This is a genomic window from Streptomyces hilarionis (assembly GCF_024539675.1).
GTDB classification, from domain to species: Bacteria; Actinomycetota; Actinomycetes; order Streptomycetales; family Streptomycetaceae; genus Streptomyces; species Streptomyces hilarionis.
In genome coordinates, this window is the sequence record NZ_JAHHIT010000215.1 from 1 (window position 1) to 11,811 (window position 11,811).

9 protein-coding genes are annotated in these 11,811 nt (G+C 73.9%); 7 read left to right on the forward strand and 2 right to left on the reverse strand.

Translation table 11 applies throughout. The features are described from left to right. Positions 1-174 precede the first annotated feature (174 nt). From cobT to KMS84_RS35150, 3 genes are all read left to right on the forward strand, one after another. Positions 175-1,350, forward strand: a complete 1,176-nt coding sequence (gene cobT, locus KMS84_RS35140) for a nicotinate-nucleotide--dimethylbenzimidazole phosphoribosyltransferase (RefSeq protein ID WP_256920590.1) — start codon at positions 175-177, stop codon at positions 1,348-1,350. 73 nt (positions 1,351-1,423) lie between these two features. After that, positions 1,424-3,166 carry a phosphatidylglycerol lysyltransferase domain-containing protein gene (locus KMS84_RS35145; protein WP_256920591.1) on the forward strand — a complete coding sequence of 581 codons (1,743 nt, stop codon included), beginning with the start codon at positions 1,424-1,426 and terminating at the stop codon, positions 3,164-3,166. Beyond that, positions 3,163-3,903 carry a hypothetical protein gene (locus tag KMS84_RS35150; RefSeq protein WP_256920592.1) on the forward strand — a complete coding sequence of 247 codons (741 nt, stop codon included), beginning with the start codon at positions 3,163-3,165 and terminating at the stop codon, positions 3,901-3,903. Before KMS84_RS35145 ends, KMS84_RS35150 begins: the two co-directional genes overlap by 4 nt. Here the strand turns inward: KMS84_RS35150 and KMS84_RS35155 are convergent. Next, positions 3,807-4,571, reverse strand: coding sequence for a hypothetical protein (locus KMS84_RS35155; RefSeq protein ID WP_256920593.1), 765 nt, complete (start codon positions 4,569-4,571; stop codon positions 3,807-3,809). The two genes, KMS84_RS35150 and KMS84_RS35155, sit on opposite strands and share 97 nt — an antisense overlap. Before the next feature lie 67 nt (positions 4,572-4,638). On the opposite strand from KMS84_RS35155, the gene KMS84_RS35160 reads away from it, so the two are divergent. After that, positions 4,639-5,502 carry an adenosylcobinamide-GDP ribazoletransferase gene (locus KMS84_RS35160; RefSeq protein WP_256920594.1) on the forward strand — a complete coding sequence of 288 codons (864 nt, stop codon included), beginning with the start codon at positions 4,639-4,641 and terminating at the stop codon, positions 5,500-5,502. A 62-nt stretch (positions 5,503-5,564) separates the two neighbouring features. Here the strand turns inward: KMS84_RS35160 and KMS84_RS35165 are convergent, their stop codons facing one another. Then, complete coding sequence (locus KMS84_RS35165) at positions 5,565-6,410, reverse strand: endo alpha-1,4 polygalactosaminidase (protein ID WP_256920595.1); 846 nt, start codon at positions 6,408-6,410, stop codon at positions 5,565-5,567. Positions 6,411-6,825: 415 nt separating this feature from the next. Between KMS84_RS35165 and KMS84_RS35170 the strand changes: the two genes are divergently transcribed. The 3 genes from KMS84_RS35170 to sucB all read left to right on the forward strand — a co-directional run bounded on the left by KMS84_RS35170 (position 6,826) and on the right by sucB (position 11,712). Then, on the forward strand, positions 6,826-8,364 hold the full coding sequence (locus tag KMS84_RS35170; RefSeq protein ID WP_256920596.1) for a leucyl aminopeptidase: 1,539 nt from the start codon (positions 6,826-6,828) through the stop codon (positions 8,362-8,364). Between the two features lie 309 nt (positions 8,365-8,673). Then, positions 8,674-10,062, forward strand: coding sequence for a dihydrolipoyl dehydrogenase (lpdA, locus tag KMS84_RS35175; protein ID WP_256920597.1), 1,389 nt, complete (start codon positions 8,674-8,676; stop codon positions 10,060-10,062). Positions 10,063-10,128: 66 nt separating this feature from the next. Next, positions 10,129-11,712, forward strand: coding sequence for a 2-oxoglutarate dehydrogenase, E2 component, dihydrolipoamide succinyltransferase (gene sucB, locus KMS84_RS35180; protein WP_256920598.1), 1,584 nt, complete (start codon positions 10,129-10,131; stop codon positions 11,710-11,712). Positions 11,713-11,811 lie beyond the last annotated feature (99 nt).

An 11,811-nucleotide genomic window follows, 5' to 3' on the forward strand; every position in this document is an offset into this window, starting at 1 on the left:
GAGAGGGGAGGCGGGGCAAGAGGGAGAGGAGGCCGGGAAGGGGGGCCTGGAGCGATCGGCGATATACGGCAAAACGGAACGTAAGGGATACCGGTGCGGGGTGCAACGACGTCGCGCCGGTGTGGTGGCGACGGGACGCGGAACCGTTCGATCGGTGCCGGTACTGTTCGGCGAATGAGCTCGCTTAATCTCGACGACTTCACCGATCTGATCGAGCGCCCCGACGGCGGGACCCGCCGTGACGCGGAGGCGCGCCGGGAGCGTCAGATCGTGCCGCCCGGATCGCTGGGGCGCCTGGACGACCTGGGCGAGTGGCTGGCGGCGGCGCAGGGCTCGTCGCCGGTGCGGCCGATCGAGCGACCGCGGGTGGTGCTGTTCGCCGGCGACCACGGCGTCGCCGGGCTCGACGTCTCCGCCCGGCCCGCGGGCAGCGCCGCGGAGTTGGTGCGCGAGGTCCTGGACGGCGGCCGTCCGGTGTCCGTGCTCGCCCGTCGGCTCGACGTGCCGGTGCGGGTCGTGGACATGGCGCTGGACTGCGACCCGGGCCTGTTCCCGCCGGACGTCGTGCGGCACCGGGTGCGGCGCGGCAGCGGTCGCATCGACGTCGAGGACGCGCTGACGCTCCAGGAGGCCGAGGCCGCCTTCCTGGCGGGCGTGGCCGTCGCCGACGAGGAGGCGGACTCCGGGACCGATCTCGTGGTGCTCGGCGACGTCAGCGTGGGCGGGACGACGGCCGCGGGCGTGCTGGTGGCGGCCCTGTGCGGGACCGACGCGTCGGTGGTGACCGGGCGCGGCGGCGAGGCGATCGACGACCTGGCGTGGATGCGCAAGTGCGCCGCCGTGCGCGACGCGCTGCGGCGGGCGCGGCCGGTGCTGGGCGAGCAGGTGCAGCTGCTGGCGACGGTGGGCGGCGCGGACCTCGCGGCCATGACGGGCTTTCTGCTCCAGTGCGCGGTACGGAAGTTGCCGGTGGTGCTGGACGGGGTCGTGGCGGCCGCGTGCGCGCTCGTGGGGCAGCGGATCGCCTTCCGGGCCCCCGACTGGTGGCTCGCCGGTCACCGCAGCGGTGAACCGGGCCAGGCCAAGGCGCTCGACCGGATGGCCCTGGAACCGCTGCTGGACCAGGGCGTGAAGGTCGGCGAGGGCGCGGGCGCGCTGCTCGCGCTGCCGTTGGTGCGGGCGGCGGCCGCCCTGGCCGCGGAGCTGCCGGAGAAGCCCGAGCAGCCCGAGCAGCCCGAGACGGACGAGACGACCGGCGTGGACGGGACGGCCGGCGCGGCCGCCGGGAAGCCCGACGAGGAGAGCGGCGAGAGGGCCGGGGGTTCCGCGGTGGAGTTCCCGGCGGAATAGGGCGGCGGACCAAAAGGGACAGGCGGCGGCAAAAGAGCGGTTTCCCGGAAGTGCACCCATATGATCACCGATCATGGGCAACACCCGGGGCGCCGCCGCCTTCGCCGTCTGGTACCTGCGGGCCGTCGCGTTCGTCAACTTCCTCAGTGCGGTGTGGGTCTCCCTGGGGCAGGACGTGCGGCGGCACAACCAGGAGAACCTGTTCACGCCGTACCTGCTCACGGCCGGATTCGCGTCCGGGGCCTTCACCGCGTTCCTGGCCGTCACCATGGGGCGGCGCAAACGGGCCGCGTGGATCCTGAACCTCTGTCTGAGCGGCGCGTTCCTGGGGCTGTTCGCCCTGGCCATGGCCGTCCCGGAGATCCGGCGGCAGCCCCAGAACTGGGTCTCGCTCGCGCTGACCGCCGTCTTCGTCGCCGCGCTGGTCGCGGGGCGGCGCGCGTTCTACGCCAAGGGCGACCGGTCCAACCCGAGGCTCGCCGCGGCCGTCGGGGCCGGCGGGCTGCTGGCCGCGTCGCTGCTGGCCGCGCTGCTGGTGACGGCGACCGACCGCTCGTCCGCGCCGTCCACCTTCCTCGAACGCTGGCGCTACGGCGCGCTGCGGCTGGTGTCCGTCACCGCCGACGACCAGGGCGTCGCCGGGATCGCCACCCCCACCTGGGTCGACGTCGCCGTCAACGTGCTGAGCACGGCGCTCGTCCTCGCCGTCCTGTACGCCGCCTTCCGCTCCCGGCGGGCCGTCGACCCGCTCACCGAGGACGACGAGAAGCGGCTGCGCGAACTCCTCGACCGGCACGGCGAGCGGGACTCCCTGGGGTACTTCGCCCTGCGCCGCGAGAAGAGCGTGTGCTGGTCGCCGACCGGGAAGGCCGCCGTCGCCTACCGGGTCCTGGGCGGGGTGTCGCTGGCCTCCGGGGATCCGCTCGGCGATCCGGAGGCCTGGCCCGGCGCGATCGACCCGTGGCTCGCCGAGGCACGGGCGCACGGCTGGATCCCGGCGGTGATGGGGGCGGGCGAGGAGGCCGGGACGGTGTACGCCCGGCACGGACTGGACGCGCTGGAGCTCGGCGACGAGGCCGTCGTCGACGTCGCCGAGTTCACCCTGGAGGGCCGGGCGATGCGGACCGTGCGCCAGGCCTGCAACCGGGTGCGGCGAGCCGGCTACACGGTGCGCGTCCGCCGCCACGAGGACATCCCGGCCGAGGAGATGGCGGCCCTGGTGCGTCGCGCCGACGACTGGCGGGACGGCGCCACCGAGCGCGGCTTCAGCATGGCGCTGGGCCGTCTCGGCGACCCGGAGGACGGGCGCTGCGTGATGCTGGAGTGCGCCGACGCCGGGGGCGAGCTGCGGGCCCTGCTGTCGTTCGTGCCGTGGGGGCCGCACGGACTGTCCCTCGACCTCATGCGCCGGGACCGCGACTGCGACAACGGACTGATCGAGTTCATGGTCATCGAGCTGCTCCGGCTGGCCCGCCGCACGGGGGAGGCCCCGGCCGGCGGGGTCCCGGTCACGCAGGTCTCGTTGAACTTCGCCGTGTTCCGTTCCGTGTTCGAGCGCGGCTCGCGGCTGGGCGCGGGGCCCGTGCTCAGGCTGTGGCGGTCGCTGCTGGGCTTCTTCTCGCGCTGGTGGCAGATCGAGTCGCTGTACCGCGCCAACGCCAAGTACCGGCCCGTCTGGGAGCCGCGGTTCCTGCTCTTCGAGAAGAGCGCGGACCTGCTCCGGATCGGCGTCGCGGCGGCGCGCGCGGAAGGGTTCCTGGAGGCGCCGGGGCTGCCGAAGTGGCTGCACCGCAGGCGCCTGGGGACCCGCCGGTGAGGGGGATCCTCCGTTGGGCCCGGGGCGAGTGGGGGCCGCTGTACGCGGCCGTGCGCGAGCCGCTGGCGGCGCGGCGGTGGCGGGCGGCGCCGATGACCCTCGGGGCGGTGTGCCTGACGTCGGCGACCCAGGCCGTGCAGAACCAGCCGTGGGGCTACCAGCCGGTCCAGGACCTCGGGGCGGTGCGGGCGGTCGACCCCCTGGGGCTCGCCCTGCTGCGGACCCCGCTGTCGCTGTTCGTCCCGGCGCTGGACCTGCCGGTGTGGGGCGCGCTGGCCCAGATCCTGCTGGTGTTCGGGATCGCGGAGCTGTGTCTGGGCTGGTGGCGGACGCTCGTCATCGCCTACGCCGCCACCCTCGCCGGGACGCTGTACGCGCGCGTGGGCATCGCCGTCGGCCCGCACGGCCCGCTCGGGCTGCCCGCTTCGGACGCCCTCGTGGTGGACACCGGGCCCTCCGCGGCCGTGGTGGGCCTGGCGGTCTTCCTGGGCTGGCGCCATCGCGCGTACGTGACGGCGGCGGCGGTGATCGTCGCGATGGCCGTCGAGGTGGCCCTGAAGGGCAACCTCGCGGGCAAGGAGCACCTCGCGGCGATCGCGGCGGTCCTCGCGCTGTGCGGGGCCGCGCAGGCGCGCCGGCGTCAGCGCGGCCCGGCGGAGCCGGTGAGCTCCGCGTCCGTCTTGCCGCCCAGCCAGTCCCCCACCAGCCGGCGCGGACGGGCCCAGCGCCGGTCGTGACGGTAGGCGCGCAGCGTGGCCCGCGCCCGCGCGCGGGGGCGCCGCCGGTAGAACCGGCGGGCCCAGGGCGAGCCCGGGCGGGCCAGCCGGACGAGGCCGATCAGGCCGAGGAAGGGCACGAACACGCTGAAGACCGCCGTCATGACCTTGCCCTTGGTCAGCACGGCCAGCGAGAAGAGGACGTTGAGGGCGACGGTCGCGAGGACGCTCCCGCGGTCCTGCAGTTCCTGCTGGCTCATGTCGTTGACGCCGAACGGAGCGAAGCCCACCAGCAGCAGGCCGCCCAGCGCCGCCGTGAGGACCACGGCCTCCACGCTCTTGCGGCCCGCCTCCGTCCAGTACACGTCGTCCAGGTGCAGGATCAGCGCGAACTCGTCCAGGACGAGCCCGGTCCCGATGCCGAAGACCACCGCGCAGGCGCCGGAACCGAAGCCGTGCCGCCCGCTGGCCACCGCGCCGAAGCCGCCCGCGACGGTCAGGACCACGCCGGGCACCACGTGGTGGATGTGGACGCCGCCGGAGCTGATGTTGCCGAACGGGCCCTTGCCGGCCCGGATCAGCCGGGTGATGACCCGGGTGATCAGAAAGGTGAGCACGAACGCGGCCAGCGCGAGCAGCAGGGGGAGCTTGCCCGGTTCGACGACGTTGCGCTGAAGCCAGTGGCCCATGCCGTCAGTCTCACCGGGGCCGGGGCGGGCTGCCCGGCGGGCGGGGCGTCCGGGCTACTCTGCCGCCGTGTCCACGACCTCGCCCCTCGACGGCCTCCGCTTCGCCTTCGGCACCCTGACCGCGCTGCCGGTCAGGGTGTCCCGCTGGGACCGGGCGGCCGCCCGCGGGGGCATGCTGAGTGCCCCTGTGGTCGGCCTGGTGGTCGGCGGCTGCGCGGCCGGACTCGGGCTGCTGCTCCTGTGGCTGGGCGCGAGCCCGCTGCTGGCCGCCGTCGCGTCCGCCGCCGTGCCCGCCGTCCTCACCCGCGGGCTGCACCTGGACGGGCTGGCCGACACCGCGGACGGTCTGGGCAGCGGGAAGGCGGCCGAGGACGCGCTGCGGATCATGAAGCAGTCGGACATCGGCCCCTTCGGCGTCCTCACGCTCGTCCTCGTGCTGCTGGCGCAGGTGGCCGCGCTGACGCAGCTCTACGACGCCTCGTGGGCCCTGGGCGCGCTGGCCGCCGTGGTCTCGGCCGTCGCCGCCCGCCTCGCGCTGACCCTGGCCGCCCGCGACGGGGTGCCGCCCGCCCGGCCGGAGGGGCTGGGCGCGGCGGTGGCGGGGGTGGTCCCGGTGCGCGGCGCCGCCCTCGCCGCCGGGGCCGTCGCGCTGGCCGCGGCGGGCGCGGGCGCGTGGTGGGGGCCGTACGGGAGCGGCGGGGCCGTCGTCGTGATCGGGTCGGCGCCGGCCGGGGCGGGGGCCGCGGGGGCGCCCTTCGAGCCGTACGACGCCCTGGGGCCGGTGCTGGCGGTCCTCGCCGCCCTCGTCGCCGCCGAGCTTCTCCTGCGGCACTGCACGCGGCGGTTCGGCGGGGTCACCGGGGACGTGTTCGGCGGCCTGGCGGAGACGGCGGCGACGACCGCCCTGGTCGTGCTCTGCCTGGGCCGCTAGGAGTATCGACCGCGAGCGTCGTCGACGGGTGCCGGGGACCGCCGCGGGACCCTGACCGTCCGTCAGCAGGCCTGTCGCCACACTCCCAGTTCGTACTTCTTGCGCAGCGAACTCAGCTTCAGGCGGCGGGAGTCGGCGCAGAAGTCGCTCGTGGGCAGTTCGTACTCGACGTGGAAGACGGCCTTGCCCGCCTCGATGAAGGGGGTCAGCCGCGCGCATTCGTCGTACTGGGCGCACTGTTCGTTCACCGCGAAGTCGAAGTCGCCGAGGAGCGCGGGGATCTGGTCGAGGTCGTTCTTCAGCCCGACGGCCATGCCGCGCTCATGGGCGAGGCGGGCGACGAGGCGGTTGTAGCGCAGCTGGTCGGCGGCCTCCAGCGGGAAGCCCGTGGTGTTGCGGTAGCCGTCCATGTTGTCCGGCTCGACGGCGTCGAACCCCTTGGCGCGGCACATGTCGAGGCGGGCCGCCAGCAACGGTTCCAGGACGTCCGTCCTGCGGATGTCGAGCCAGCGCTCGCCCTTCCAGCCGTTGCCCCCGCCGATCACCGAGGCGGGGAACTTCCCCGCGTCGGGCCGCCAGTCCTCCCAGGCGCCGGTGGAGAGGTAGCAGATCACCCTGCGGCCGTCGTCGTGCAGGCCGGCCACCGTTTCCGCGTCGTGGTCGAAGCCGTCGATGTCGTAGACCGGCACGTCGACGGAGGTGTCCAGCCGGCCGCTGAGTTGCCACTGCCAGTCGACGCCGGGGGCCGGGCGCCACCACGCGCCGCCCGTCGGCCGGGCCCCGGGCGGCTCGGAGCCGCTGCGGCCGGCCGTGGCGGGCGGGCGGGGGCGCGGGCCGTCGTCCGGGGCGGCGGAGCAGCCGGCGAGCAGCAGGACGAGCAGGGACAGCAGGGCGGTCGGACGTCTCACCGGACGGGCTCCAGGGTGGGCGGCAACGTACCCGGACGATGATCGCCCATGCCCGCGCCGCGCGGTGCGGCGGCCGTTACGCGGGGGGCGGTGCGCCGGTACGGCGGCGCCGCCGGCCCTCGACGACGGCCGTCCGCCCGGAATGACGGGAGAACCACGGCTTCACCCGGTTTTCCGCGGCGGCCGGGAGCCGGCAGTGGCCACGACTCCACCGACGGGTGAACACTCGCGTGCATGAGCGAACGCACCCGCACGCGTACGCTCGTTCCGGGTTGCCCCGCCGGTCCGCCGCGCCGACGAGGCACACCCCGGATGCGACCGCGTCCAGGACCCGGATCTAGGGTCGGCCCTGGGCCCGGTCGACCCACACCCTCCGGCCACAGCAACTCCACATCGGAAGCGAGATTTCACCACCGTGACTGCTCTCACTCTCAGCACCGCCGCGGCGCCCGGCCTGCGGGCCGACGCGATCGTGATCGGTGTCGCCAAGGGCACGGCCTCCACGTCTGGGAACCTGATCGTTGCCCCAGGCGCCGAAGCCGTCGACAAGGCGTTCGACGGCCGGCTCGCCGGCGTTCTGGAGACCCTCGGGGCTTCCGGCGGCGAGGGCGAGGTGACGAAGCTGCCCGCCCCGGCCGGCTTCAAGACGCCTCTCGTGCTCGCGGTGGGGCTCGGTCCCGAGCCCGACGAGGACGCCGGCTTCGACGCCGAGGCGCTGCGCAGGGCCGCCGGCGCGGCCGCCCGCACCCTCTCCGGCGCCAAGAAGGCCGCCTTCGCCCTGCCGGTGACCGACGCCGCCGACATCGGCGCGGTCGGCGAGGGCGTGGTGCTCGGCGCGTACTCCTTCGACACCTACAAGCAGAACGGCAAGGACGCCAAGGCGAAGGCCGACAAGGCGCCCCTCGCCGAGGCCGTCCTCCTCGGCGGGAAGCCGCGCGACGCCGCCCACAAGGCCGCGCTCGTCCGCGCCGCCGCCGTGGGCGAGGAGCTCAACCGCGCCCGCGACCTGATCAACATGCCGCCGAACGACCTCGACCCGGAGGCGTTCGCCGTTCTCGCCCAGACGGCGGCCAAGGAGCACGGCATCAAGATCCAGATCCTCGACGAGAAGGCTCTCGTCAAGGGCGGCTACGGCGGCATCCTCGGCGTCGGCGCCGGCTCCGCCGCGGCCCCGCGCCTGGTGAAGCTCTCCTACACCTCCTCCAAGGCGAAGAAGCACCTCGCCTTCGTCGGCAAGGGCATCACCTACGACTCGGGCGGCATCTCGCTGAAGCCCGCCGGGCACAACGAGACGATGAAGTGCGACATGAGCGGGGCGGCGGCGGTCTTCGCCGCGGTCGTCGCCGCCGCGCGGCTTGGCCTGGAGGTGAACGTCACCGGATGGCTGGCGCTCGCCGAGAACATGCCGTCCGGCTCCGCCACCCGCCCGGGCGACGTGCTGCGCATGTACAGCGGCAAGACCGTCGAGGTCCTCAACACGGACGCCGAGGGCCGGCTGGTCCTCGCGGACGCGCTGTGGGCGGCCTCCGCGGAGAAGCCGGACGCCATCGTCGACGTCGCGACCCTGACGGGCGCCATGATGCTGGCCCTCGGCAGCCGCACCTTCGGGATCATGGCCAACGACGACGCGTTCCGCACCGCGGTGCACGAGGCCGCCGAGGAGGTCGGCGAGCCGGCGTGGCCGATGCCGCTGCCCGAGCACCTGCGCAAGGGCATGGACTCCACGGTCGCCGACATCGCGAACATGGGCGAGCGGATGGGCGGCGGGCTGGTGGCCGGTCTCTTCCTGCGCGAGTTCGTGGGCGAGGGGATCACCTGGGCGCACCTGGACATCGCCGGCCCGGCGTTCAACGAGGGCGGCCCCTTCGGGTACACGCCGAAGGGCGGCACGGGCACCGCGGTGCGCACGCTGGTGCGGCTGGCCGAGCTGACCGCCGCCGGCGACCTGGGCTGACCCCGGCGGGCGCGGGGGACCTCGCGCCCGGCCACCCGGCCCCCGTCCGTCGCGTGACGACGGGCGGGGGCCGGTCACGGCCGGTCGCGCGCTCCTCCGCGCCCCCGCGCGGGGCCGCCCGCCCGTGCCGCCGCCGAGCGTGGGGTGTCTCACACCCCGGCCCCGCGTCTCGTTCGCCTCCCGCAAGTGCGAAGATGGGCCACGGCAGGACAGGGCCCCCACCACAGGGCCGAAGAAAGAGCGGCCGGACACCAGCCGCCGGCGGTCAGCGACGACCGGCGCACGGCGCACATGCATGGAGGACGTGACGTGGCGAACGACGCCAGCACCGTTTTCGACCTAGTGATCCTCGGCGGTGGCAGTGGCGGGTACGCCGCGGCCCTGCGCGGGGCGCAGCTGGGCCTGGACGTCGCCCTGATCGAGAAGGACAAGGTCGGCGGCACCTGCCTGCACCGGGGTTGCATCCCCACCAAGGCCCTGCTGCACGCGGGCGAGATCGCCGACCAGGCCCGCGAGAGCGAGCAGTTCGGCGTCAAGGCCACCTTCGAGGGCATCGACGTCCCCGCGGTCCACAAGTACAAGGACGGCGTCATCTCCGGCCTGTACAAGGGCCTCCAGGGGCTGATCGCCTCCCGCAAGGTGACGTACATCGAGGGTGAGGGCCGACTGTCCTCCCCCACCTCCGTCGACGTGAACGGGCAGCGCGTCCAGGGCCGTCACGTGCTCCTGGCGACCGGCTCCGTGCCGAAGTCGCTGCCGGGCCTGGACATCGACGGCGACCGGATCATCTCCTCGGACCACGCCCTCGTCCTGGACCGTGTGCCGAAGTCCGCGATCATCCTGGGCGGCGGCGTCATCGGCGTCGAGTTCGCCTCGGCGTGGAAGTCCTTCGGCGCCGACGTGACGGTCATCGAGGGCCTCAAGCACCTCGTCCCGGTCGAGGACGAGAACTCCTCCAAGCTCCTCGAGCGCGCGTTCCGCAAGCGCGGCATCAAGTTCAACCTGGGCACCTTCTTCTCGAAGGCCGAGTACACCGCCGACGGCGTCAAGGTCATCCTGGCCGACGGCAAGGAGTTCGAGGCCGAGGTCCTGCTGGTCGCGGTGGGCCGCGGGCCCGTCTCGGCCGGTCTGGGCTACGAGGAGCAGGGCGTCGCGATGGACCGCGGCTACGTCCTGGTCGACGAGTACATGCGCACCAACGTCCCGACGATCTCCGCCGTCGGCGACCTGGTCCCCACGCTCCAGCTCGCGCACGTCGGCTTCGCCGAGGGCATGCTGGTGGCGGAGCGTCTGGCCGGCCTGAAGACCGTCCCGATCGACTACGACGGCGTCCCCCGGGTGACGTACTGCCACCCCGAGGTCGCCTCCGTGGGCATCACCGAGGCCAAGGCCAAGGAGATCTACGGCGCGGACAAGGTCGTCGCTCTGAAGTACAACCTCGCGGGCAACGGCAAGAGCAAGATCCTCAACACCTCGGGCGAGATCAAGCTCGTCCAGGTGAAGGACGGCGCGGTGGTCGGCGTCCACATGGTCGGCGACCGCATGGGCGAGCAGGTCGGCGAAGCCCAGCTGATCTACAACTGGGAGGCGCTGCCGGCCGAGGTCGCGCAGCTCGTCCACGCCCACCCGACGCAGAACGAGGCGCTCGGCGAGGCCCACCTGGCCCTTGCGGGCAAGCCGCTGCACTCGCACGACTGACCCTCGGTCGAGACACGTCGAAGCGACGACCCAGACTTCCGCAACTCGTAAGGAGCAACCGAAACCATGGCGGTTTCCGTAACCCTGCCGGCGCTCGGCGAGAGCGTCACCGAGGGCACCGTCACCCGCTGGCTGAAGGCCGAGGGTGAGCGCGTCGAGGCCGACGAGCCCCTGCTCGAGGTGTCGACCGACAAGGTCGACACCGAGATCCCCTCCCCCGCCGCCGGCGTCCTGGCCTCCATCAAGGTCGCCGAGGACGAGACGGTCGAGGTCGGCGCCGAGCTGGCCGTCATCGACGACGGCACCGGGGCCCCCGCCGCTGCACCGGCCCCGGCCGCCGAGGAGGTCGCTCCGCCGGCCCCCGAGCCGGCCGCGGCCGCCCAGCCCTCCACCGAGCAGGAGGCTCCGGCCCCCGCTCCCACCCCCGAGGCCGCCGCGGGCGGCGGTTCCGCCGAGGGCACGGACGTCGTCCTGCCCGCGCTCGGCGAGTCCGTCACCGAGGGCACCGTCACCCGCTGGCTGAAGCAGGTCGGCGAGGAGGTCGCCGAGGACGAGCCGCTGCTCGAGGTCTCGACCGACAAGGTCGACACCGAGATCCCGGCGCCCGTCGCCGGTGTGCTGCTCGAGATCACGGTCGGCGAGGACGAGACCGCCGAGGTCGGCGCGAAGCTCGCCGTCATCGGCGCCCCGGGCGCGGCTCCGGCCGCGCAGGCGAGCGACGAGGGCGCGTACGTGACCCCGCTGGTGCGCAAGCTCGCCGCCGAGAACAACGTCGACCTGGGCTCCGTCAAGGGCACCGGCGTCGGCGGCCGCATCCGCAAGCAGGACGTCCTCGCCGCCGCCGAGGCAGCGAAGGCCGCCGCCGCGGCTCCGGCTCCCGCCGCCGCCCCGGCCGCCGCGAAGAAGGCCCCCACGCTGGAGGCCTCCCCGCTGCGCGGTCAGACCGTGAAGATGCCCCGCATCCGCAAGGTCATCGGCGACAACATGGTCAAGGCGCTGCACGAGCAGGCGCAGCTGTCCTCGGTCGTCGAGGTCGACATCACCCGCCTGATGAAGCTCCGCGCGCAGGCGAAGGACTCCTTCGCGGCCCGTGAGGGCGTCAAGCTGTCCCCGATGCCGTTCTTCGTGAAGGCGGCGGCCCAGGCGCTGAAGGCCCACCCGGCCGTCAACGCCCGGATCAACGTGGACGAGGGCACGATCACCTACTTCGACACCGAGAGCATCGGCATCGCGGTGGACTCGGAGAAGGGCCTGATGACCCCGGTCATCAAGCACGCGGGCGACCTGAACATCGCCGGCATCGCGAAGGCCACGGCCGACCTGGCCGGCAAGGTCCGCGCGAACAAGATCACCCCGGACGAGCTGTCCGGCGCGACCTTCACCATCAGCAACACCGGCTCGCGCGGCGCGCTGTTCGACACGATCATCGTGCCGCCGAACCAGGTCGCGATCCTCGGCATCGGCGCGACGGTCAAGCGTCCGGCCGTCATCGAGACGGAGGAGGGCACGGTCATCGGCGTCCGCGACATGACGTACCTGACCCTGTCCTACGACCACCGTCTGGTCGACGGCGCCGACGCGGCCCGTTACCTGACCGCGGTCAAGGCGATCCTGGAGGCCGGCGAGTTCGAGGTCGAGCTCGGCCTCTGACCCCGCCGCCCCGGCAGCACGCACGCCCCCGTCCGGTACTCCGGGCGGGGGCGCTCGCGTTCCCGGCGGGGCGGCGGGCCCGTGCCCGGAGTACCGGAC